Source organism: Inquilinus ginsengisoli (genome assembly GCF_031453975.1).
Lineage (GTDB): Bacteria > Pseudomonadota > Alphaproteobacteria > DSM-16000 > Inquilinaceae > Inquilinus > Inquilinus ginsengisoli_A.
Genome location: NZ_JAVDPW010000016.1, coordinates 81698 through 105164, shown reverse-complemented (window position 1 = coordinate 105164; position 23467 = coordinate 81698). Strand labels below are relative to the sequence as shown.

The window sequence follows — 23467 nt, the reverse complement described above, 5'->3', positions numbered from 1 at the left end:
AGCACAATCTGACGAGTTTTCCTCACAGCGGCGATGTTCATGCTCAGGAAACGCAGCAGCCGGCCCAATTCGCAGAAATCGTGAGCCATCGCGCCGCCCGAACATTTCCCTGTCGCCGAAAACCGGCCGGCGCTTATGGTGGCGGCCCGGCCACATCGCCTGCGACCATGACCGACCCGAAGCCCAGCCTGGGCGAATGCCTGCGTGACCTGCGCCGCCGCAACGACTGGACCCTGGCCCAGGTCAGCGCCATGACCGGCCTTGCCGTCTCGACCCTGTCCAAGGTCGAGAACAACCAGATGTCGCTGACCTACGACAAGCTGCTGCAGCTGGCGCAGGGCATGAAGGTCGACATCGCCGAGCTGTTCGGCACCCGCGCCCCCGCCGGCTCGGCCGGTCGCGGCCGCCGCGCCCTCAGCCGCCAGGGCGAGGGCCGGGCGATCCAGACCCGGACCTACGACTACCTCTATGTCTGCGCCGAGCTGTCGCGGAAGAAGATGGTGCCGATGATCGGGCTGGTGCGGGCCCGGTCGATCGACGAGTTCGAGGACCTGATCCGCCATCCCGGCGAGGAGTACACCTATGTGCTGGAGGGCGAGCTGGACCTGCACACCGAGCTGTACGCCCCGACCCGGATGAAGGCCGGGGATTCGATCTATTTCGACAGCACCATGGGCCATGCCTATGTCAGCGTCGGCGACCGGCCGGCCCGGATCCTGTGCGTCTGCACCATGACCGAGCAGGACCTGACCGCCGCGGTGCTGGAGGCCGAGGGCATCGAGCCGCTGCCGGCTTGAGGACGCCAGCCAGGGACATGGCGATATAAAGATGTCTTTATATCAGCATTGACGCGCGCGCCCCGCCTGGGCACACTCCGCCGGTTCGTGGTTCTCCGGGCCCATTCGCGGGCGCCGGAGCTAAGAGGGAATCCGGTGAGCCGCAGGGCGATGCCGGAGCTGCCCCCGCAACTGTGAGCGGCGAGCCGAGGTCCATCTTGCGTCACTGAAGCCGGAAGGCTTCGGGAAGGCCGGACCGGAGCGACGACCCGCAAGCCAGGAGACCTGCCGCGAACACGCACGTCCCTGGGCGGGGTGTCCCGGTGGTTCGCCTGCGATCCTGCCGGCTGCTCGCCGTCGGGACATGCCGCACGCGTCCGCTCGGCCTTTGCCCCCAATCTTTGGGGTTCAAGCCGATGTCTTCCCTCTCTCTTCCCGTTGCCGCTCTCGGCACGCCGCGGATCGGTCCGCGCCGCGAGCTCAAGACCGCGCTCGAAAGCTTCTGGTCGGGCAAGTCCGACCAAGCCGCGCTGCTGGAGACGGCCGCCGCGCTGCGCGCCGCCAACTGGGCGCGCCAGCACGCGCTCGGCGTCACCGTCATCCCGTCGAACGACTTCTCCTTCTACGACCAGGTGCTGGACACCAGCGTCATGGTCGGGGCGATCCCCGCCGCCTATGGCTGGGCGGGCGGCCCGGTGCCGCTGACGACCTATTTCGCCATGGCCCGCGGGTCCCAGGCGGATGTCGGCGACGCCGCCTGCAGCCACGGTCCTGCCCATGGCCACGGCGTGCCGGCCCAGGAGATGACCAAGTGGTTCGACACCAACTACCACTACATGGTCCCTGAATTCGCCGAGGGGCAGCGCTTCGCCCTGTCCTCGCTGAAGCCGGTCGAGGAGGCCCGCGAGGCCAAGGCGCTGGGCTACCAGACGCGCCCGGTGCTGCTGGGCCCGGTCACCTTCCTCAAGCTCGGCAAGGGCGTGACGGACCCGCTGTCGCTGCTGGACGGCCTGCTGCCGGTCTATGCCGAAATGCTGCAGCGCCTGGCCGCCGAGGGGGCGGAGTGGGTGCAGATCGACGAGCCCTGCCTGGTGCTGGACCTCGACGACGCGGCCCGCGCCGCGCTGCGCCGCGCCTATGCCGCGCTGGCCCAGGCGGCGCCGTCGCTGAATCTGATGGTCGCGACCTATTTTGGCGGCCTCGGCGAGAACCTGTCGACAGCCGTGTCCCTGCCGGTGGCCGGGCTGCATCTCGACCTGGTGCGGGCGCCGAGCCAGCTGGCCGCCGCGATCGACAAGGCCCCGCGCGACCTGGTGCTGTCGCTGGGCGTGATCGACGGCCGCAACATCTGGCGCGCCGACCTGCCGGCGCTGCTGGGCTGGCTGGAGCCGATCGTGGCCGCCCGCGGCGCGGACCGGGTGCAGATCGCCCCATCCTGTTCGCTGCTGCACGTGCCGATCGACCTGGACCTCGAGGACGAGCTCGACGCCGATGTGTGCAGCTGGCTGGCCTTCGCCGTGCAGAAGATGGCCGAACTGTCGACCATCGGCCGCGCCCTGGCCCAGGGCCACGGGGCGGTGGCCGACGCGCTGGCGTCCTCCGCCGCGGCGTCCGCCGCGCGCCGGACGTCGCCGAAGGTGCATGACAGCGCGGTGGCCGGCCGCATGGCCGCGGTCACGGCGGCGATGGCCCGGCGCGGCAATGCCTTCACCACCCGGGCCGAGACCCAGCGCCGGCGCTTCGGACTGCCGCTGTTCCCGACCACCACCATCGGCTCGTTCCCGCAGACCGCCGAGGTGCGGAAGGCCCGCTCGGCGCATGCCAAGGGCGCGCTGACCGATGGGCAGTACGAGAGCTTCCTGAAGGAGGAGACGGCCCGCACCATCCGCTGGCAGGAGGAGATCGGCCTCGACGTGCTGGTGCATGGCGAGTTCGAGCGCAACGACATGGTGCAGTATTTCGGCGAGCAGCTGGCCGGCTTCACCTTCACGAGGCATGGCTGGGTGCAGTCCTACGGCTCGCGCTGCGTCCGCCCGCCGGTGCTCTACGGCGACGTGTCGCGCCCGCGCTCGATGACCGTGGGGTGGTGGAGCTATGCCCAGTCGCTGACCGGGAAGCCGGTCAAGGGTATGCTGACCGGGCCGGTCACCATCCTGAACTGGTCCTTCGTGCGCGACGACGTGCCCCGCAGCGAAGCTTGCCGGCAGATCGCCCTGGCGATCCGGGACGAGGTGCTGGACCTGGAGGAGGCCGGCGCCGCGATGATCCAGATCGACGAGGCGGCCCTGCGCGAGGGCCTGCCGCTGCGCCGGTCGGACTGGAAGGCCTATCTCGACTGGGCGGTGGAGAGCTTCCGCCTGTGCGCCTCCGGCGTCCGGGACGAGACCCAGATCCACACCCATATGTGCTATTCGGAGTTCAACCAGATCATCGACGCCATCGCCGCGATGGATGCCGACGTGATCTCGATCGAGACCTCCCGCTCCAAGATGGAGCTGCTCGACGCGTTCACGACCTACCGCTATCCCAACGAGATCGGGCCGGGCGTCTACGACATCCATTCGCCCCGTGTGCCGGAGGTCGAGGAGATCACGGCGCTGCTCCGGCTCGCCCGGCAGCGGCTGTCCGACCGGCAGATCTGGATCAACCCCGATTGCGGCCTGAAGACCCGCGGCTGGGCCGAGGTGCGGCCGGCCCTGGTCAACATGGTCGCCGCCGCGCGCGACCTGCGCCGGGTGGCCGCGGAATAGCGTCCCGCGCCTGGGACCGGGTAGCGGCGCCGGCCGCCACCCGCTTCCGCTCTCAGCCCGCCCGCGGCTTCGGCGGCTTCTTCCACAGCACGGCGCCGCCTTCCAGCCCGGCATCGTTCGAGGCGATGCTGACGCCCTTCGGCAGGTCGAAGTCGATACGCTTGGCGTTGCCGCCGCTGATATGCAACCGGTCCGGATGCATCAGGATCTCGACGATCTCCAGCATCCGCTGCACCCGCTTGTTCCAGCGCTTCTTGCCGACCTTCTCATAGGCGGCGTTGCCCAGATACTCGTCGTAGGTCTTGCCCTTGTTGGACAGCGGGTGATGCGCCAGCTCCAGATGCGGCGTCAGCTCGCCGTCGCGCAGCACCGCGGTGCCGACCCCGGTGCCGAGGGTGACGACCAGTTCGAGGCCGCGGCCGGTGGCCAGCGCCAGCCCCTGCATCTCGGCGTCGTTGATCATCCGCGCCGCCGGGCCGCCCAGCCGCTTCGACACCGCGTCGGCCAGGCCGAAGCCGGCCCAATCCTCGGTGCCAAGATTGGGGGCGGTGATCACCTTGCCGTTGCGCACCACGCCAGGAAAGCCGATGGCGATGCGGTCGAAGGCGGGCAGCGGCGCCACCAGCGCGGCCAGGGTGTCGAGGAACAGCTTCGGCGGGCAGGGATGCGGCGTCGGCACGCGCTGCCGGTCCGACCGCATCCGGCCGCGATCGTCGATGACCGCGGCCTTCAGCCCCGTCCCGCCGACGTCGATCGACAATATGCCGGGTTTCACGGGCGCTTCTCCCTCGTTTGTCTGCAGCACCATGGCGAGCGCCTTCCGCCAGCGTCAAGCCGCGTGGCCGCTCAGCCGCCGGCGTGGCTGGCGGCGACGCCGGTCTCGCCATCGACCAGGACGGTGAAATCGGCGCCTTCCCAGCGATCGCCGTCGCGCCAGCGGAAGGTGAAGCGGATCACCGTGCCGCTGGGCACTGCCGCGGTCGGCAGGTCGACGACGTGCAGGCCGAAGGCATTCGCCGCGGTGGCGTCGTCATGCGTCGTCGCCCAGCCGTCGATCGTCCAGTGCACGATGGCCGCGTCGGGCAGCTCGATCCGCAGCGCCTTGCCGGCCGGCAGGGCGCGCCGCTTCTGGTTGAAGCGCCAAGCGCGGAACGGCGCGACCACCTTGTCGACCTGGTAGCGCCGCACCGGCTGCGGTGGCAGGTCGAACACCCGGCCGTCGCGCAGCGACCGCAGCAGCTTGATGTGCTCGGAATGGGCCCAGACCAGCGGCATGGCGCTGCCCGAGGGGCGGCCGCGGACCAGTTCGCGCTCCGGGATGTCGTCGTCGTCCCACACCTGTTCCGGCAGCAGCCCGCCGTCGCCGGCCGACTGCTCCAGCGTCGCCAGCAGGGCCTTCGCCGCCGCCACCCGCCCGGCCGCCAGCTCGTAATGCGCGCGCTCGCCGGTCAAGAGCGGCCAGGGCCGGCCGATGCCGGTGCCGTCGAACGGGCCGCCATCGGCGTGTTCGCCATAGCCGTCGTCGTTGTAGCGGTACCAGACCGGACCCTGCGGCAGGTCGGCCTTCAACGTGGCGTCGATCGCCTTCACCGTGTCGACGATGCGCGGATCGTCAGCCGCGCGCAGGCCGAAGCGCACCAGCGCCAGGGCGTCGGGGCTGATCAGCAGGCTGGCCTTGCGCGCATCGTCCCCCGGCGGCCGGTTCTTGACCGGCACGAAGCCGTCCAGCGGCGAGGCCACGTCCGCCGTCTCCACCGGCGCGATCCGGACGTAGTAGCCCTTGAGGCCGAGCCGGGTGCAGATCGCGGTGCCCTCGGCGAAGGTCCAGCGCTCGACCTCGTCGTTCCACACATCCGCGGTCTCGCGGATATAGGCGGCCTCCGCCGCGCCGCCCGACGGCTCCAGGATGTCGGCCGCGGCCAGCAGCGCCGCGATCTCCACCGCCAGGGTGAACGGGGAATAGCCGGCATCCTCCTCCCAGCGGTCCTGGCCGGTGACCGGGCCGTTGCGCAGCACGAAGCTGGCGGCACGCCGCACCATCGGCACGAATCGCTCCAGCTCGGCGTCGGTGAGGTGCCCGCCGCGGCGCAGCATGTCGGCCAAGAGGATCGGGAAGGCGCATTCGTCCATCTGCACCCCGTCCCAATAGGGCGCGCCGTCGAGCCAGACATTCTGCGACCAGTGGCCGTCCGCCTCCTGGATCACCTCGAGGTAGCCCAGGATCGCCTTGGCCTCTTCCACCGCGCCGGCGGCGAGGAAGCCGCCCGCGGTCTCGACTAGGTCGCGCGGCCAGACCAAATGGTAGCCGCCGAGATCCTCGTCGCCCTTGTTGAAGCCCCAAGGGATCGACAGGCTGGCGATCACCGCGCCGGCGAAGCCGAACGGCCGATGGGCGGCCAGGACCGACGTGCTGGTGCGGTAGGCGTTGGGGCCGGAGCCGGCGATGCCGTCCAGCGGCACCAGCCCCGCCTGCCAGCCGCGCCAGGCCTCGACATAGGGGTCGTGCGAGGCGTCGAAGCCGTTCTGCAGGCTGGCCAGCGCATGGTGCGCCGCCTCCTCCGGCCGCACGCCGAAGCCCAGCGCCAGCAGGATCTTGCCGTCGCCGGCCGCCGCCAGGTCGAACTCCCCGGTCAGGGCGACATTGCCATCCTCGGCCCGACGATAGGCCTGGTTCAGCTCGCCACGCTCCGACAGCTCACGCCAGCCATCCGACACGCCGACATAGCCGACCGAGCGGGCGCGCCACGGCACCGAGGCGACCAGGGCCAGCGACACGCCGTTGGTACCGCGGGCGAACAGCATCGGCGTGCCCTTGTAGTCCTCGACCCAGCCGGTGTTGTCGGCGCCGGCATTGACCAGGTGCGGCGCCAGCAGCGCGAACAGCCGGTGGTCGGCCCGCTCACCCTCATGCACGGTGAAGCTGATCTGCTGCAGCAGCACCGGCCGGCGCGGGTCGGTCAGCACCGTCTTCTCGATGCGGTAGCGGCCGTCCTCCGAGGTGTTGACCAGATGGAAGGCCGGCACCCCGGCCTCGATCATCCGGATCTCCGACCGCGTGGCGCGCTTCTCTTCCGAGAAATAGCCGTCGGGCCCGGTGACGATCAGCCCGAGGTCGCGGACGCAGGCGGTGTCGATTCGCGGGAAGTAGACCTCGTTGAGCACGCCGTGGCTGAGCGTGAACCAGATCCGGCTGGCCCCGGTCAGGGCGGTGCCGACGCCGGCCTTGGCGCTGGACGTCCACCGGGCCGGGCCGCCGGGCGCGCCCGGCGGCGTCTGGTCGTCTCGGTCCATTGCGTATCCTCCCTCGGCGCCCGATCGCCGCATCCCCTGTCATTCAGACTCGAAACCGGCGCGATGCGGGCGCACCATCGACGCGTTGATGTGCTGCTAGGCTAGCACCACCGCACCGGAAGAGAACGAAGAGGATCGAGGGTATGCAGCTCGGGGTGATCGGACTGGGCCGCATGGGCGGCAATATCGCGCGGCGGCTGATGCGCGCGGGCCACCAATGCGTTGTCTTCGACCGCAGCGCCGACGCCGTGAAGGCGCTGGCCGGTGACGGCGCGACGCCGGCGACGGACCTGAAGACCCTGGTGGCGGGGCTGACCGCGCCGCGCGCGGTCTGGGTGATGCTGCCCGCCGGCGGGCCGACCGAGGACACGGTGAACGCGCTGGCCGGCCTGCTGAGCCCCGGCGACATCATCATCGACGGCGGCAACAGCTTCTACAAGGACGACATCCGCCGCGCCGCCACGCTGGAGCCGAAGGACCTGCACTATGTCGACGTCGGCACCTCCGGCGGCGTCTGGGGGCTGGAGCGCGGCTACTGCATGATGATCGGCGGCACCAAGGCCGCGGTCGACCATCTCGATCCGATCTTCTCGGCGCTGGCGCCGGGCATCGGCACGGTCGAGCGCACGCCGGGCCGCGACGGGCGCGATCCGCGCGCCGAGCAGGGCTACATCCATGCCGGGCCGGCCGGTGCCGGGCACTTCGTCAAGATGGTGCACAACGGCATCGAATACGGGCTGATGCAGGCCTATGCCGAGGGCTTCGACATCCTGAAGAACAAGGATTCGACCGAGCTGCCGGAGGCGGAGCGCTATACCCTCGACGTCGCCGACGTCGCCGAGGTGTGGCGCCGCGGCAGCGTGGTGTCGTCCTGGCTGCTCGACCTTAGCGCCATGGCGCTGGCCGAGAATGAGAGCCTGTCGAACTACACCGGCTCGGTCGCCGATTCGGGCGAAGGCCGCTGGACCATCATGGCGGCACTGGAGGAGGCGGTGCCGGTCGACGTGCTGTCGACCGCGCTGTACGCCCGGTTCCGGTCGCGCCAGGAGCACACCTTCGGCGAGAAGCTGCTGTCGGCCATGCGCAACAAATTCGGCGGCCATATCGAGCGGCCGGCGGGCGGCTGATCCATGGCTGCGCTGATCTCTCCCGCCTTCGAGAAGCCGGCCGGCACCCCGGCCGCGCCGCCCTGCACCTTCGTCATCTTCGGCGCCTCGGGCGACCTGACCGGGCGCCTGCTGACCCCGGCCCTCTATCATCTGATGCGCGAGGGGCTGCTCGACCCCGGCTTCGAGATCCTCGGGGTCGACCGGGTCGAGAACAACGACGAGGGCTTCCGCAAGACCCTGGGCGAGGCCCTGCACACGCTGGGCGCCGACGCCCAGAGCGGCATCGACGAGGATGCCTGGGGCCGCCTGGCCGCCGGCATCCACTACCTCACCGGCGACTTCGCCGACCCCACGACCTATGAGGGGCTGGCAGCGCATCTGGCCGGGCGCGACAAGGCCACCGGCCACGCCAACGCCATCTTCTACCTGGCGGTGGCGCCGCGCTTCTTCGCCCCGATCGCCACCGCGCTGTCCTCTGCCGGCCTGCTGCAGGAGAGCGACACCGCCTTCCGCCGGCTGGTGGTGGAGAAGCCGTTCGGCACCGACCTCGCCTCCGCCCGCGATCTCAACGCCAAGCTGCTGGCGGTGGCGTCGGAGAAGCAGATCTACCGGATCGACCACTATCTCGGGAAGGAGACGGTCCAGAACATCATGGCCTTCCGGTTCGGCAACGGCATCTTCGAGCCGATCTGGAACCGGGACCATATCGAGCATGTCCAGATCACCGCGGCCGAGACGGTGGGGGTGGAGCGGCGCGGCCGCTTCTACGACGGCACCGGCGCCCTGCGCGACATGGTGCCGAACCACCTGTTCCAGCTGCTGTCCATGGTGGCGATGGAGGCCCCGAACTCCTTCGACGCCGACGCGGTGCGCACCGAGAAGGCCAAGGTGGTCGAGGCGGTGCGCAACCTGACGCCGGAGGACGCGGCCCGGGTGGTGGTGCGCGGCCAGTACGACGCCGGCACCGTGCTGGGCAAGCCCCGCGCCGCCTACCGGCAGGAGCCGGATGTGGCGCCGGACAGCCGCACCGAGACCTTCGTCGCGATGAAGCTGGCGATCGACAACTGGCGCTGGTCCGGCGTGCCGTTCTACCTGCGCACCGGCAAGTCGCTGGCGGTGCGGCGGACCGAGATCGCGATCCAGTTCAAGAAGGCGCCGGCGGTGCTGTTCCGCGACGCGGTCAACGCCCCGACGCCGAACCTGCTGGTGATCAGCATCCAGCCGGACGAGGCCATTTCGCTGCGCTTCGCCGCCAAGGTGCCGGGGCGCGAGATGCGGCTGGGCCAGGTCGAGATGGATTTCCGCTACGCCGAGCACTTCAAGGCGGAGCCGCAGACCGGGTACGAGACGCTGATCTATGACTGCCTGACCGGTGACCCGACCCTGTTCCAGCGGGCCGATAACATCGAGGCCGGCTGGTTCGAGGTGCAGGCGATCCAGAACCTGTGGGCCGGCCTGACCACCCCGCCGGACCTCTATCCGGCCGGCAGCGACGGCCCGGCCTGCGCCGATGAGCTGCTGGAGCGCGACGGGTACCAATGGCTGCCGCTGAACTGACCCCGGCCAGGCCCGCCGCCGGGCGCATCGCCCTGCTGATCTCCGACGTCGACGGCACGCTGGCCGACCCGGACAAGGTGGTGACCCCGGCGTCGGTGGCGGCCGTGGCCCGGCTGCGCGACGCCGGCATCGGCTTCTCGATCGTCTCCAGCCGGCCGCCGCGCGGCCTTTCGGGGCTGATCGGGCAGCTGGGCCTGACCGTGCCGCTGGGCGGCTTCAACGGCGGCACCATCTTCCGGCCGGACATGAGCGTGGTGTCGGCGCTGACGGTGCCGGAGGCGGCGGCGCGGCTGGCGCTGGAGACGCTGCGCCGCTTCGGCGCCGACCCCTGGGTGTTCGCCGACAACCAGTGGATCGCGACCGATCCGGACGGCGAGTATGTCCCTCTGGAACGGCGCACGGTGGGGTTCGACCCGACCATCGTCGCCGATCTCGACCCCTATCTCGACCGTGCCGGCAAGATCGTCGGCGCCTCCGGCGATTTCGACAGGCTGGCGCGCTGCGAGGCGGAACTGCAGGGCCTGCTCGGCGGCAGCGCCATCGCCGGCCGGTCGCAGCGCTACTACCTCGACATCAACCATCCCGAGGCCGACAAGGGCCACGCGGTCGGCCGCATCGCCGCCGCGGTGGGGCTGGACCCGTCGGAGGTCGCGGTGATCGGCGACGCCGCGAACGACATGCCGATGTTCCGCGCCGCCGGCCTGTCGATCGCCATGGGCAACGCCATCGACGAGGCCAAGGCGCTGGCCGATGTCGTCACCGCCAGCAACGCCGAGGACGGCTTCGCCCAGGCCGTGGACCGCTTCGTGCTGCCGCGGGGGCGGCGAGTCGAGTAGGTTGGGTTCGCGTCGCGAACCCAACGACGACCTCACCGGAAACGCCGACAGGGCAAATGCAGGAGGCGGATGTGCTGCGGGTCTATTGCGACCCAATGACGGCACAGAGGACGGTCGCTATTGGATCCTGCTGTACGATGGCAAGCCACTTGAGGACCAAGTGGCCCAACTCGGCCTGAAGGAGGGCGATCGCATTCTCCTCTATCAGGAAGAGGATTTTGAGATCGAGGCCACCTTACTGTTCAAGCAGACCCACGCCTATTTTCTCGGGGAACAGCTCTGCGCCCTTGTCGACGACAGCACCTTCCGGAGGCTCTGACGGGCGGCAGGAAAATTTCAGAGCAATGCCGCGCTCTCTTTCTCTGTCAAGCCGGGCAATGACAGGAAGAGGTGAGCAGTTGGGTTCGCCAACGCGAACCCAACCTACGTCTTGGGGATCCCGCTCTCACCCAGATCCCAGAACAGCCCGGTCATGATCTGCAGCCCCTCGCGCGCGATCGGGGCCAGCAGGTGCTCGTCCGGACCGTGCTGGCGGCAGCCGCCATAGGAATGCGGCACCCAGATCGTCGCCAGGCCCAGCGTGTCGGTGAACACCTCGTTCGGCAGCGACCCGCCGACATTGGGCAGCACCATCGGCGCCGTGCCCACGGTCGCGGCGATCGAGGCGGCGGCCCAGCGCGCCCAGGGGTCGTCGGGGTCGAGCCGCGTCGCCATCATCGGCGTGCCCGACTCGGTCACCACGATGCCATGGATGCCCTGCGCCTCGAGATGACGGGAGATGGTACCGGGCAGGTCCGACACATCGGTGCCGACGACGAAGCGCAGCTGGCAATGCGCCCGCGCCGCCGGCGGGATCGCGTTCAGCGGTGCCGCCGGGTTGCCGGTGGTGAAGGCCAAGACCTCCAGCGCGTTCCAGCCGAACACGCGCTCGGCCGGGCTCAGCCCCGGCTCGCCCCAGCCTTCCGCCAGCGTCTCGCCCTCGGCGTCCCGTTCGATCGGGATGCCGGCCAGGGCGCGGCGCACCGAGTCCGGAATCGCCGGCGGCCGCAGCCTCGGCACCCGGATGGCGCCGCGGGCATCGACCAGCGCGGCGACGGCGTTGGCGATGATGGTGCCGGGGTTTGGCAGCAGCCCGCCCCAGTTGCCGGAATGGTGGCTGCCCTCGCGCAGCGCCAGGGCCAGGTCGAAATTGATCACGCCGCGGGTGCCCAGCGCGATCATCGGCCGGGCGCGGTCGAGCCGCGGCCCGTCCGACGCGATCAGCACGTCCGCGGCCAGCAGGTCGCGATGCGCGGCGCAGATGGCGTCGAGCCCGGGCGACCCGATCTCCTCGCTGGTCTCGACCAGGAAGGCCATGTTGAAGCCGAGGCGCCCGCCCCGCGCGGCCATCACCTGCTCGATCGCGGCGATGTTGATCGAGTGCTGGCCCTTGTTGTCGGCGGTGCCGCGGCCGTACCAGCGGTCGCCCTCGACCGTGATCCGCCAGGGGTCGAGCCCCGACCGCCACTGCGCCGGCTCGCCCAGCACCACATCGCCATGGCCGTAGCACAGCACCCCGGGCAGGCCGTCGCCCTCCTGCCGCCGGGCGATCAGCGCCGGGGCGTCGGGCGCCGCCGGGTTGGGCACGACGTGCAGGGCGAAGCCGAGCCGGGCCAAAGTGGGCCCGATCTCCTGTTCGAGATAGGCGGCCAGGGGCGCACGGTCGGCAGCCTGGCTTTCGGTGCGGAAGCCGATACGGCGGTCGAGATCGGCACGGTAGCCGCCCTCGTCGAAATAGCGCGCCGCCCCGGCGATCGCCCGGTCCCGTGACATGCCCTGCCCTCCGCTGCTGGCCGGGCGCTCACGGCCCGGCCCCCATTGGTCGCAAATGCCGGACGGGCCGCCAAGCCCCTGCGGCGTTCTCACACCTCAACCGTTGAAGCGCGGCCTATCCCTTCGCCGGCCCGCTGCCGGTGGCCGCGATCGCTGCGGCGGCCAGGGCCGGATCGACCTCGCCGCCGTCATGGCTGCGCACGATGACGTCGCGCCGGGCCAGATGGATGCCGGCGGCGTCGAACTCCTCGAGGATGCGCTGGTACAGCTGGCGGCGGATCATGAACTGCTCGCCCGGCCGCGACATGAACTTGATGCCGACCACCATGTTGAACTCTTCGATCTGGCGCACGCCCTGGGACTTCGGCGCGTCGAGCAGATGCGGGCCCAGCACCGGATCGGCCGCGATCTCGGCGCCGATCTTCTTCACGATCTTCTTCACCTGGTCGACATCGGTGTCGAACGGCACCCGGAACTCCATCTTCATCACCACCCAGTCGCGGCTGAGGTTGGTCATGGCCCGGGCCTCGCCGAACGGCACGGTCTGCAGCGCGCCGCGCTGGTGGCGCAGCTTGAGCGAGCGGATCGAGATCGCCTCGACCGTGCCCTTGAGGTTGCCGATCTCGACATATTCGCCGATACGGAACGCGTCCTCGAGCAGGAAGAAGGCGCCGGAGACGATGTCCTTGACCAGGGTCTGGGCGCCGAAGCCGATGGCCAGGCCGATCACCCCGGCGCCGGCCAGGAGCGGCCCGATATCGATGCCGAGCGAGGACAGCACCACCAGGATCGCGATGGTCAGCAGGGTGATGAAATAGGCGTTGCGGAACAGCGGCAGCAGGGTCTTCAGCCGCGCCTGGCGCACCACGTCGGAATGCGACATGGCGGTGGTCGACCGGCTGAGCCGATGGTCGATCAGCGCCCGACCGAGATGCCACAAGAGGTCGACCACGATCAGCGTCAGCACGATGCGCAGCGCGCCGCGCAGCACCATGGCGCCCGGCTCCTCCGCCGCCATCATCGCCTGCATCGATTCGAAGCCCCAGCGCCGGGCCAGGAAGGCCAACGCGCCCAGCAGGACCACCGCCTGCGACACCCGCTCGACCAGCATGGCCAGCGGCTTGTCCTTGCCCTCGATCGATTCCGGCGAGGCCACCGACCGCGCCGCCTCGCGGATCTGGCGCAGGCCCCAGGGCAGCAGCGCGACCACGAAGACGGTCATGGCCAGGCGCACGGCGCCGAGCGCGACGAGGACGGCGACCACCACCATCGCCACGGTGACCACCCAGCGGCCGAGATCGTGCCGGATCCCCGCCCCTTCGGCCGGCGCGGCCGCCCAGGCCCGGCGGCGCCAGGTGAAGGCGACGACCAGGCAAAGCACGACGAACGAGGTCAGCTCGCGGATCAGCAGCGCCGCATCCTCCGGCGCGTCCAACCGCCGCATCAGCCGGGCCAGGAAGACGCCGCCGATCATCACCGTCGGGATCGCCACCAGCCAATGGATGGCCGCGGGGATCATCCGCTCGTCGATCGCGATCAGCCGCAGGTCCGGCCGGCCGGGAGCCAGGCCCAGCCGCAGCACCGCCAGCGCGAGACGGGCGACCAGCACCGTCGCCAGCAGGGCCACGACCAGCAGTTCGAAGCCCTTCGGCCAGGAGAAGGCGAGGAAGATGCCGAGACTGCCGATGCCGAAGGCGACGACATCGCCGACGGCGAAGACCAGCCGCGCGGCGAACACCGCGAGATGCTCACCGATCGCGGCCCCGGGCGCATGGATCAGCCGGCGCCGGATCGACCCGGTCAGGCGGCGGAACAGGAATTCGACCAGGATGCCGACGCCGACGAAGGCGGCCACGGCCAGGACCAGGCCGAGCACGCCGATCATCGCCAGGGCGGCGGCGAGCTTGGCCCCGACCCCGGCCATGATGCCCGGCAGGTCGCGCGCGGTCTCGGCATACCATTGCAGCTTGGTGCGGGTGCGGTCCCGCATCATGTCGATCTCGTCGGTCTCCATCGACCCCGGCATCGGCGCCGGCGCCACCGCGGCGGGCTGGGCCTGCTGCTGCTGGGCCAGCCAGCCCTGGACCTGGGGGTTGCGCAGCAGGTCGAGCAGCTGCTGCACCGGCGCGGGCGGGGCCTGCTCGGTCGTCGGCGCCGGCGCCGCGGGTGTCGCCTGCTGCGCCCATGCCCCCGCCGCGCCGAGCTGAAGCAGCACGGCGACCACAACCCCCGAAAGCCAGCGCATCCCGCCCCTCCCCGCCATTGCCCGCATGCTGTCCCGCAGCGCGCCCCGTGGCAACGGGCTTTGCAGGAAACCGGCCCTTATCGCCCCGGGCGGGCCAGCCGCCGTTCCAGCGCCACCGCCGCCAGGGCGATCGGATAGCACAGGGCGAAGTAGAACAGGGCGACGAAGCCGTAGGTGCGGGCGGAATCGAAGGTGGCGTTGACGATGATGGTGCCGGCCTTGGTCAGTTCGACGAAGCCGATCACCGAGGCCAGCGCCGTGCCCTTCACCACCTGGACCAGGAAGCCGACGGTCGGCGCCACCGCCACCCGCAGCGCCTGCGGCAGCACCACCAGGCGCAGTTGCTGCGGCCAGGTCAGGGCCAGGGCCCGCGCCGCCTCCCACTGGCCGCGCGGCACGCTGTCGATGGCGCCGCGCCAGATCTCGGCCAGGAAGGCGGCGGCGTAGAGGGTCAGGGCGATCGCCGCGGCGGCCAGGGGCGGCAGGTCGAGGCCGACCAGCGCCAGGCCGAAGAAGCACAGGAACAGCTGGATCAAGAGCGGCGTGCCCTGGAACAGCTGGACATACAGCTTGGCCAGCCGCTGCGCCCAGCGCCGGTGCGACAGGCGCAGCAGCAGGATGCCGGCGCCGGCCAGGAAGCCGCCGAGGAAGGCGATCAGGCTGAGGGCCACGGTCCAGCGCGCCGCCAGCAGCAGGTTGCGCAGGATGTCCCAGGTGGTGAAGCCGGTCATGCCGGCACCTGGCGATGGCGGAACAGCCGCCGCGCGACGAGGTCCGACAGCCGGCGCAGGCCGATGGAGAGCAGCAGGTAGATCGCGCCGACCGTCAGATAGGTCTCGAAGCTGAGGAAGGTGCGGGACTGGATGAAGCTGCCGGCGAAGGTCAGTTCGGGCACCGCGATCTGCGACACGATCGAGGAGCCGAGCATGATGATCACGAACTGGCTTGCCAGGGACGGATACACCTTCTCCAGCGCCGGGATCAGGATCACCAGCCGGAAGGTGCGCCAGCGCGACAGGCCGAGGCTGGCCCCGGCCTCCCACAATCCGCGGCCGACCCCGTCCAGCCCGGCGCGCACGATCTCGGTGGCGTAGCCGCCGAGGTTGACGATCATGGCCAGCACCGCCGCCTCCAGGCTGCCCAGCCGGATCCCCAGCCGCGGCAGGCCGAAGAACACGAAGAACAGCTGGACGATAAAGGGCGTGTTGCGGATCAGCTCGACATAGGCGCCGACCGCGATCCGCACGGGCGCATGGCCCGAGCGGCGGCCGAGGGCGCCGAGCACGCCCAGCACCAGCCCGCCGGCGATGGCGATCAGGGTCAGCAGGATGGTCAGGCCGATCCCGCGCAGGATCAGCCCGCCATAGCCGAGCAGGTCGGCGAAGTGGAAGGTCAAGGGGCCGGGGCCTTTGCGGTCAGACCGGCAGGTCGCCCGGCAGCGGGGCGCCGAGCCACTTCTTGCTGATCGCCTCCAGCCGCCCGTCCTGCTTCGCCGCGGCGATGATGGCGTTGACCTTGGCCTGCAGCTTCGGCTCGCCCTTGTTCAGGCCGATGAAGCACGGCGACTGGCTGAGGATGAATTTCGGCTCCGGCTTCACATCCGGGTCGCGCGCCAGGATCGCGGCGGCGACGACGTTGCCGGTGGCGATCAGCTGGGTCTGGCCCGACAGGAAGGCGGCGATGGTGGTGTTGTTGTCCTCGAAGCGCTGGATGTCGGCATCCGCCGGCGCGACCTTCGAGATCGCCAGGTCCTCCAGCGCGCCGCGGGTGACGCCGATGGTCTTGCCCGAGAGGTCCTCGGCCTTCGCCACCGCCGCGTCGGCCGGGCCGAACACGCCGGAGAAGAACGGGGCGTAGGCGCTGGTGAAGTCGATCACCTTCTCGCGGTCGGCGTTGCGGCCGAGGCTGGAGATGATCAGGTCGACCTTGTGGGTCTGAAGATAGGGCACCCGGTTTGCACTGGTGACGGGCACCAGTTCGACCGCCACGCCCAAATCCTGGGCAATCAGATTGGCCATGTCGATGTCGTAGCCCTGCGGCTGCAGGTCGGGCCCGGCCGAGCCGAAGGGCGGGAAATCCTGCGGCACGGCGATGCGGATCACCTTGGCGGCCAGCACGTCGTCCAGCCCGTCCGCCGCCGCCGGCAGCGCCATCGCCGCCAGCCCGGCCGCGACCACCAGGCCCAGCAGCCCCCGTCCCCAATCCACCAGCGCCATCCGACTGTTTCCATCCGTGCCGGCGCGCCCGCCGCGCCCATCGGGTCCCGGGTCAGCAAGCGGCGTGCCAGAAGCGATCGGGCGGGATTGATGCTCGCGGAACCATGTCGCAGGCTGGCGGCAGGAGAGTCGGCGGAGCGGGCCATGGACAGCGTTGCAACCAACCCGCAGGTCTATCTGCACATCCGGGTCATCATCGGCATCGTGCTGGGCCTGTGCATCACCCGGCTGCTGACCGGCTTCGCCCGGCTGGTCCAGCATCCGGGGCGGCAGCGGGTCTATCCGGTCCATCTCGGCTGGGCCCTGTCGCTGCTGCTGGCCGTGGCCCATTTCTGGTGGTGGGAGTTCCGCTTCGCGGTCGCCAGCTGGACCTTCGGCCTGTACCTGTTCATCATCTTCTACGCGGCGCTGTTCTTCCTGCTCTGCGTCCTGCTGTTCCCCGACGACCTGACCGACTATGCCGGCTACGAGGACTATTTCCTGTCCCGCCGGAAATGGTTCTTCGGCATCCTCGCCCTGACCTTCGTGGTCGACGTCTTCGACACGCTGCTAAAGGGGGCGGACTACCTGCGCGGCTTCGGCTATGAATACGAGCTCCGGATCTCCGGCTATCTGCTGCTGTGCGGCATTGCCATCGCCACGCGCAACCGGTTGTTCCATCTCGTCTTCATGGTCGCGAACATCGCCTATCAGCTGTCCTGGATCCTGCGCCTCTACGACACGCTGGGGTGAGCCGCGGGCGAGGCGGCAGCCGCGCCGGGCAACATTCCGTTACACCTCCGGCCTTGCCCCCGGGCGGCGGAGGGGACTAGGCAAGGGCTGGATCCACTGCCGGGCCCGGTCCTTGGTCACGCTGCTGTACGTCCTCGCCTTCCTCTGCCCGCCGCTCGCCGTCTATCTCGACATCGGGGCGGGGCCGGAGCTGCGGCTGAACATCATCCTGACGATCCTGGGCTGGATCCCGGGCATCATCCACGCGCTCTACATCCTCTCGATCCACCCGCCGCATTGAAACGCCCGCCGCTTTCCCTTCGGCCGTCATTCCCGCGAAAGCGGGAATCTCTCGCCGGTGAGAGCGTCACGAGATCCCGCTTTCGCGGGATGAGGGTGGGGGGAGGGCCCCAGGCTGCCGCCTCACTCCGCCGCCGGGACCAGCTCCGGCTCCGCGACCGGCACGGTGCGCGACAGGAAGCCGAACACCACCACGGCCGAGACCACGGTGATGGCGGCCAGCACGAACAGCAGGCCGTGGAACGCGTCGCCATAGGCCTGAACCAGCAGGGCCGGCCCGGCCTGCGGCAGGGTCGCCGCGGCCTGGGCCAGGTCGCCCATCGCCAGCCGCTGGGCCGCCAGGGTCAGCGTCGCCGGGTCGACCGGGCCGGACACCGTCGCCAGGCCGGTCCTGACGAAGCCGGCCAGGATGGCGCCGACCACCGCCAGGGCGATGCCTTCGCCGGCCACGCGGGTGGTGCTGAAGATGCCGGCGGCCATGCCGGCGCGCTCCTTCGGCACCACGCTGACCGCCAGCGCGTCCATCAGGCCCCAGGGCAGGCTGATACCGAGGCCGATCACCAGCAGCGGCGGCACCATCGCAGCCGCGGCCATGCCCGGCGGCACCTGGGACAGCAGCACCAGCCCGGCGGCGGTGACCAGCAGCCCGGCGCCGCACAGCACGCCGGCGGAGAACCAGCGGGTCAGCAGCGCCGCCAGCATCGGCACCACCAGCATCGGCCCGCACAGCGCCATCATCATCCAGCCGGCGCCGACGCCGCCCCAGCCCTCGATGCCGACGAAGCGCAGCGGCAGCAGGATCAGCAGCACCACGAAGGAATAGGCCGGCGCCGCAGCCAGCAGCTGGACGCCGACGAAACGCGGAAAGCGGAACAGCGTCAGGTCCAGCATCGGCCGCGCCGCCCGGGTCTCGATCCGGATGAACAAGGCCGCCAGGGCCACGGTCCCGGCCAGCAGGCCGACCACCCAGGCGCTGCCCCAACCCTCTTCCGGTGCCAGCAGCACGGCATAGGTCAGCAGCGACAGGGCGGTGGTGAAGCTGGCGGCGCCCGGCCAGTCCAGCCCGGCGGCGCCGGGGTCGCGCGATTCGCGCATGAAACGCCAGCCGAAGCCGAAGGCGATGGCGCTGAGCACGGCGGTGCCGAGGAAGATCGCCTGCCAGCCCACGGTCTCGACCAGCAGGCCGGACAGCAGCGGGCCGAAGGCCAGGCCGATTCCGAAGGTGGTGCCGATCAGGCTGAAGGCGCGGGTCCGGGCCTGGCCGTCGAATTCCTGCGCCAGCGCCGCGAGGCCGGCGGAGAAGGCGCCGGCGCCGGCGCCGCCCTGCAGCGCCCGCAGCAGGTCGAGCACCAGCAGGTCGTGCACCACCGTCAGGGCCAGCGAGGCCAGCAGGAACACCGCCTGGCCGATCAGGAACAGCCGCTTGCGGCCGTAGCCGTCGGCCAGCGCGCCCGCGATCATCAGCGAGCTGCCGAAGCACAGCATGAAGGCGTTGGTGATCCAGTTCAGCGCGATCGGGTCGCCGCCCAGCGATCGGGCGATGGCGGGCATCGCCACGGCCGGTCCGGTGAAGTTGAACGGCAGGGCCAGCAGCGACAGGCACACGGCGGCCAGCACCAGCAGCTTCTCCATCCGGCCATGGCCGGCGGAAGACGCGGACGGCGCCGCCGCGGAATCAGGATTCCGGGGCATGGGCAACTCTGATGTGAGGGGGCCGCGTTCCCTCGCGGCGTTGCATGAAAGATAATCCGGCCGTAATGATCGCCCAACCGGCACAAATTCCGCTGTGAACGGAATTCCAGTCCGCAATCGGGATCTTGCAATGGACAACCTGAACGGCCTGGCCGCCTTCGTCCGCGCCGCCGAGACCCGCAGCTTCGTCGCCGCCGGCCGCCTGCTCGGCATCTCCGCCTCGGCAGTGGGAAAGAGCGTGGTGAGGCTGGAGGAGCGGCTGGGCGCCCGGCTGTTCCACCGCAGCACCCGGCGGATCACCCTGACCGCGGAAGGCGCGCTGTTCTACGAACGCTGCCAGCGCATCCTGGGCGACGTGGCCGACGCCGAGGCCGAGCTGCAGCACGCCATGGAGACGCCGCGCGGCCGGCTGCGGGTCAGCGTGCCGGCGGCCCTCCACCACCTGGTGGTGCCGGTGCTGCCGGAGTTCATGCGGCTCTATCCCGAGATCGAGCTGGACCTCGACTTCAACGACCACATGGTCGACGTCATCGCCGAGGGGCTGGACGCGGTGATCCGCAGCGGCACGCTGACCGATTCCCGGCTGATGGCCCGGCGGGTCGGGCCGTTCCGCTTCCACATCGTCGGGTCGCCCGACTATCTCGAGCGGCGCGGCGTGCCGCAGCACCCGGCCGATCTCGAGCACCATGCCTGCCTGCGCTACAAATACCCGACCGCCGGCACGCTGCAGGAATGGGGCCTGCGGACCGACCCGGCGACCCCGCCCTGGCGACTGCCGGCGACCCTGGTGTGCAACAGCGCCGAGGCGCTGATCTCCGGCGCCCAGCGCGGGCTGGGCCTGATCTACATGGCGGATTTCGCGCTGCGCGACACGCTGGCGAGCGGGGCGCTGCGCCCGGTGCTGGAGCCCTATGAGGCGGCGCCGGGCGTGTTCTGGCTGCTGTGGCCGTCCAGCCGCCACCTGTCGCCGAAGCTGCGGGCCTTCGTCGACTTCATGTGCACGAGGCTGATCCCGGCCCCGGAGGGCTGAGCCGCCCGGTCGCCGGCTAAAGCACCATATCCGCCGCGACCAGGCCGATCGTGCCGGTCAGGACGACGGTGAAGTCGGCGACGCCGTCGCCGTTCACGTCGCCGTTGACCGCGGTCAGGCCGCCGCCGCTGACGGCTTGCAACTGGCCGGCCACGCCGGTGAAGGCGCCGGCGCCGATGAAGGCGAACGCCTGGTCGCCGGGCACCGCGGTGCTGGCGTCGATCGCCGAGAGGTCGATCCTGTCGCCCTGGGCATGGCTGAAGTCGCTGATCCGGTCGCCGGAGCCACCCACGCCGGTGTCGCCCGCGGCGAACACGAACCGGTCGGCCCCGGCGCCGCCCGCGAGGAGGTCCCGCCCGGCATCGCCGTGCAGGATGTCGGCCCCGGCGCCGCCCGCCAGCCCGTCATCGCCGAGGCCGCCGGCCAGGGTCAGCCCGATCCGACCGGCCGCCAGGCCCCCGGCGTTGATCCCGTCATTGCCGGCGCCGCCGTCGATGACCAGCCGGTCGCCGGTTTCCGAATGCGTGATCGCGACCACGGCCTTGAGGCCGCCAACGCCGATGCTGGCGGACGAGGACGCGACGGTGACCCGGTCGGCGCCCGCGGTGCCGTCCACCGCCACCGTGTCGGCCTGGCCGTCGCCGGCCGCCGGGTTCGACCCGGCCAGATCGACCCCGACCCGGATGATGTCGGTCCCGGTCAGGTCGTGGACATGGATGGTGTCGGCCCCGCCGAGCGTCTTGATCTGGAGGCGTTCGACGCCGTTCAGGTCCAGGGTCACGGACGCCACGTCGCGGACCAGGGTCGCCCGTGCGCCATTGGCCGAGATGTCGAGAATCTCGTTGACGGCGGCACCGAGGAAGCTGAGGTCGTCGGTGCCGTCCTGACCCTCGACGATGTCGTTGCCGTCGCCCGGCGCCCAGGCGAAGGTGTCGTTGCCGGCGCCCAGCAGGGCAAAGTCGCTGCCGCCGCCACCGATCACGACATCGTTGCCGTCGCCGCCCTGCACCAGGTCGGACACGGCGCCGTCGATCAGGATGTCGTCGCCGGCGCCGCCGTCGAACCTCAGGATGAGCGGCGACGTGGTCACCGCCCGCGCGTCGATCCGGTCGTTGCCGCCCAAGCCGTTGATCGTCAGCTGGTCGACGAAGTCGACATGGTCGACCACCAGCTGCGCCGCCAGTCCGGTCGCCACCACCTGCGTGCCGGACTGGGTCAGGGTCACGGTGTCGGCGACGGCCGAGCCGTTCAGGATCACCGTATCCGCCTGGGCGTCCCCCGCCCCGCCGTTCAGCACGCCTTCCAGGTCGACGGTCACCCGGGTCACGTCGGTGCCGGTCAGGTCGTTGACGGTGATGTGGTCGGCCCCGCCCAGCGCATGGAATTCGATGTGCTCGACATCGTTCAGATCCATGGTGATGGCGGCCACGTCGCGGAAGAACCGCGCCCGTCCGCCATTGGCCGAGATATCGATGTTCTCGCTGATGTTCGCGCCGGCGAAGTCGAGCGTGTCGGTGCCGGCCTGGCCCTCGATCGTGTCGTTGTCATCGCCCGGCGACCAGCCGAAGACATCGTCGCCGGCCCCCATCAGGGCGACATCGTTGCCGTCCCCGCCGGTGACCTGATCGCCACCGACGCTGCCGATCAGCACATCGGCGCCGAGGCCGCCGAGCAGGGTCAGCCCGATGCGGCCGGCGGCCAGCCCGGAGGCGTCGATCACGTCGTCGCCGGCCTGCCCCTGGACCGTCAGCCGGTCCAGCGCCGCCTCGGCATGTTCTACCACGACCGACGCCGCCAGCCCGGTGACCTCGACGGCGGCGGCCGACGAAGTCACCGTGACCACGTCGTTGCCGAGGGTGCCCAGCACGCCGACCGCATCGGCCTGGCCATCGCCGGTGCCGGAATTCTGGGCGGCCTCCAGGTCGACGGTCACCCGGGTGACGTCGGTCCCGGACAGGTCGTTCACGGTGATCCGGTCCGCGCCACCGAACGCGGCGAACTGGATCCGTTCGACATCGTTCAGATCCATGGTCACCGCGGCGACATCGCGGAGGAACAGCACCCGCCCGCCATTGGCCGAGATGTCGATACTCTCGCTGGCGTTGGAGCCCCGGAAGACCAGCGTGTCGATGCCATCCTGGCCCTCGACCACGTCGCTGCCGTCGCCAGGGCTCCAGGCGAAGATGTCGTCGCCCGCGCCCAGCAGGGCCACGTCGTCGCCGCGCCCCCCGACCACGACGTCATTGCCGTCGCCGCCCAGCAGCGTATCGGCCCCGGCACCGCCGAGGAGCGTGTCGTTGCCGGCGCCGCCGTCGAAGGTCAGGCCGATCGCCGCCGTCGCCAGCGGCCGGGCATCGATCCGGTCGTTGCCGCCCAGGCCGTTGACCACCAGCCGGTCGGTGGCCTCGGCGTGGTCGATCAGCGCCTGCGCCGCCAGCCCGACCGCCACCACCGCCGTGCCGGACAGGGCCAGGGTCACAGTCTCGGCCGCTGCCGAGCCGTTCAACGTCACCACATCCGCCTGGCCATCGCCGGCCCCACCGTTCAGCACGCCTTCCAGATCGACCGTCACCCGGGTCACGTCGGTGCCGGTCATGTCGTTGACGGTGACCCGATCGGCCCCGCCCAGGGCATGGAATTCGATGCGCTCGACATCGTTCAGGTCCTGAGTGACGTTGGCGACGTCGCGGAAGAACCGCGCCCGCCCGCCATTGGCCGAGATGTCGATGTTCTCGCTGATGTTCGCGCCGGCGAAGTCGAGCGTGTCGGTGCCGGCCTGGCCCTCGACCACGTCGTTGCCATCGCCCGGCGACCAGCCGAACACGTCGTCGCCCGCGCCCAGCAGGGCCAGATCGTCGCCCCGGCCGCCGGCGACGATGTCGTTGCCGCCGCCGGCGGAGATCACATCGGCCTCGGCGGAGGGCGCCGGCTGCCCGCCGACCGCCGTCACGGTGGGGGACACGAAGCCGGGCGTGATGGTTTCCGGGGCGTCGGTGCCGGTGAATGTGGACATGATCCTGAAATCCCCTTCCGAGAAGGGCCGAGGGCCCCTCCTCTCAATCAGAATGGCGGGACGATGCCGCGCCGCAGGAAAATCACGTCGCCAATATCGGAGCGCCGGCTGCCACTGCGGCCGACCGGC

The 23467-nt window shown here is 70.6% G+C and carries 17 protein-coding genes, 1 pseudogene and 1 riboswitch; of the genes and pseudogenes, 9 read left to right on the top strand and 9 right to left on the bottom strand.

What is annotated here, in order from left to right; all coding sequences use genetic code 11:
• Window positions 1–167 precede the first annotated feature (167 nt).
• Together E9232_RS33320 and metE are read left to right on the top strand one after the other, a co-directional pair.
• Window positions 168–797: a helix-turn-helix domain-containing protein gene (locus E9232_RS33320; protein WP_309801589.1), complete on the top strand. Its 630-nt coding sequence runs from the start codon at window positions 168–170 to the stop codon at window positions 795–797.
• A 71-nt stretch (window positions 798–868) separates the two neighbouring features.
• Window positions 869–1083: riboswitch (cobalamin riboswitch) on the top strand.
• Between the two features lie 109 nt (window positions 1084–1192).
• Complete coding sequence (gene metE / locus E9232_RS33315; protein WP_309801588.1) at window positions 1193–3526, top strand: 5-methyltetrahydropteroyltriglutamate--homocysteine S-methyltransferase; 2334 nt, start codon at window positions 1193–1195, stop codon at window positions 3524–3526.
• A 52-nt stretch (window positions 3527–3578) separates the two neighbouring features.
• Here metE and E9232_RS33310 read toward each other — a convergent pair whose 3' ends face one another.
• Window positions 3579–4301 (bottom strand): ROK family protein, encoded by a 723-nt coding sequence (locus tag E9232_RS33310; protein WP_309801587.1) that lies wholly within the window; start codon window positions 4299–4301, stop codon window positions 3579–3581.
• Window positions 4302–4372: 71 nt separating this feature from the next.
• Complete coding sequence (locus tag E9232_RS33305) at window positions 4373–6817, bottom strand: glucan 1,4-alpha-glucosidase (RefSeq protein WP_309801586.1); 2445 nt, start codon at window positions 6815–6817, stop codon at window positions 4373–4375.
• 125 nt (window positions 6818–6942) lie between these two features.
• On the opposite strand from E9232_RS33305, the pseudogene gnd reads away from it, so the two are divergent.
• From gnd to E9232_RS33285, 4 genes and pseudogenes are all read left to right on the top strand, one after another.
• A pseudogene (gnd, locus tag E9232_RS33300) lies at window positions 6943–7944 on the top strand (phosphogluconate dehydrogenase (NAD(+)-dependent, decarboxylating)); the annotation flags it as partial.
• A gap of 3 nt (window positions 7945–7947) precedes the next feature.
• The gene (gene zwf / locus E9232_RS33295) at window positions 7948–9483 is read left to right on the top strand and encodes a glucose-6-phosphate dehydrogenase (RefSeq protein WP_309801585.1); all 1536 of its coding nucleotides are present in this window, start codon (window positions 7948–7950) and stop codon (window positions 9481–9483) included.
• Window positions 9465–10319, top strand: a complete 855-nt coding sequence (locus E9232_RS33290; RefSeq protein WP_309801584.1) for an HAD family hydrolase — start codon at window positions 9465–9467, stop codon at window positions 10317–10319. The genes zwf and E9232_RS33290 overlap by 19 nt, the downstream gene beginning before the upstream one ends.
• 1 nt (window position 10320) lies before the next feature.
• Complete coding sequence (locus E9232_RS33285; protein WP_309801583.1) at window positions 10321–10638, top strand: hypothetical protein; 318 nt, start codon at window positions 10321–10323, stop codon at window positions 10636–10638.
• Window positions 10639–10742: 104 nt separating this feature from the next.
• Here the strand turns inward: E9232_RS33285 and E9232_RS33280 are convergent, their stop codons facing one another.
• The 5 genes from E9232_RS33280 to E9232_RS33260 form a co-directional block, all read right to left on the bottom strand.
• Window positions 10743–12131, bottom strand: coding sequence for a M20 family metallopeptidase (locus E9232_RS33280; protein ID WP_309801582.1), 1389 nt, complete (start codon window positions 12129–12131; stop codon window positions 10743–10745).
• A gap of 115 nt (window positions 12132–12246) precedes the next feature.
• On the bottom strand, window positions 12247–14376 hold the full coding sequence (locus tag E9232_RS33275; protein ID WP_309801581.1) for a mechanosensitive ion channel family protein: 2130 nt from the start codon (window positions 14374–14376) through the stop codon (window positions 12247–12249).
• A gap of 77 nt (window positions 14377–14453) precedes the next feature.
• Complete coding sequence (locus tag E9232_RS33270; protein ID WP_309801580.1) at window positions 14454–15107, bottom strand: amino acid ABC transporter permease; 654 nt, start codon at window positions 15105–15107, stop codon at window positions 14454–14456.
• Window positions 15104–15772: an amino acid ABC transporter permease gene (locus E9232_RS33265; protein ID WP_309801579.1), complete on the bottom strand. Its 669-nt coding sequence runs from the start codon at window positions 15770–15772 to the stop codon at window positions 15104–15106. The genes E9232_RS33270 and E9232_RS33265 overlap by 4 nt, the downstream gene beginning before the upstream one ends.
• A gap of 19 nt (window positions 15773–15791) precedes the next feature.
• Window positions 15792–16592, bottom strand: coding sequence for a transporter substrate-binding domain-containing protein (locus E9232_RS33260; protein WP_309801578.1), 801 nt, complete (start codon window positions 16590–16592; stop codon window positions 15792–15794).
• A 144-nt stretch (window positions 16593–16736) separates the two neighbouring features.
• Here E9232_RS33260 and E9232_RS33255 point away from each other — a divergent pair, with 144 nt between their 5' ends.
• Both E9232_RS33255 and E9232_RS33250 read left to right on the top strand, forming a co-directional pair.
• Window positions 16737–17324, top strand: a complete 588-nt coding sequence (locus E9232_RS33255) for a hypothetical protein (RefSeq protein ID WP_309801577.1) — start codon at window positions 16737–16739, stop codon at window positions 17322–17324.
• 112 nt (window positions 17325–17436) lie between these two features.
• Window positions 17437–17604 (top strand): YqaE/Pmp3 family membrane protein, encoded by a 168-nt coding sequence (locus E9232_RS33250; RefSeq protein ID WP_309801576.1) that lies wholly within the window; start codon window positions 17437–17439, stop codon window positions 17602–17604.
• Between the two features lie 122 nt (window positions 17605–17726).
• Here the strand turns inward: E9232_RS33250 and E9232_RS33245 are convergent, their stop codons facing one another.
• Entirely contained in the window at window positions 17727–19295 is a 1569-nt protein-coding gene (locus E9232_RS33245) for an MFS transporter (protein ID WP_309801575.1), read from the bottom strand.
• Window positions 19296–19425: 130 nt separating this feature from the next.
• Here E9232_RS33245 and E9232_RS33240 point away from each other — a divergent pair, with 130 nt between their 5' ends.
• On the top strand, window positions 19426–20325 hold the full coding sequence (locus E9232_RS33240; protein ID WP_309801574.1) for a LysR family transcriptional regulator: 900 nt from the start codon (window positions 19426–19428) through the stop codon (window positions 20323–20325).
• A 16-nt stretch (window positions 20326–20341) separates the two neighbouring features.
• Here the strand turns inward: E9232_RS33240 and E9232_RS33235 are convergent, their stop codons facing one another.
• A complete protein-coding gene (locus E9232_RS33235; protein ID WP_309801572.1) occupies window positions 20342–23338 on the bottom strand; it encodes a beta strand repeat-containing protein in 2997 nt (998 codons plus the stop codon).
• Window positions 23339–23467 lie beyond the last annotated feature (129 nt).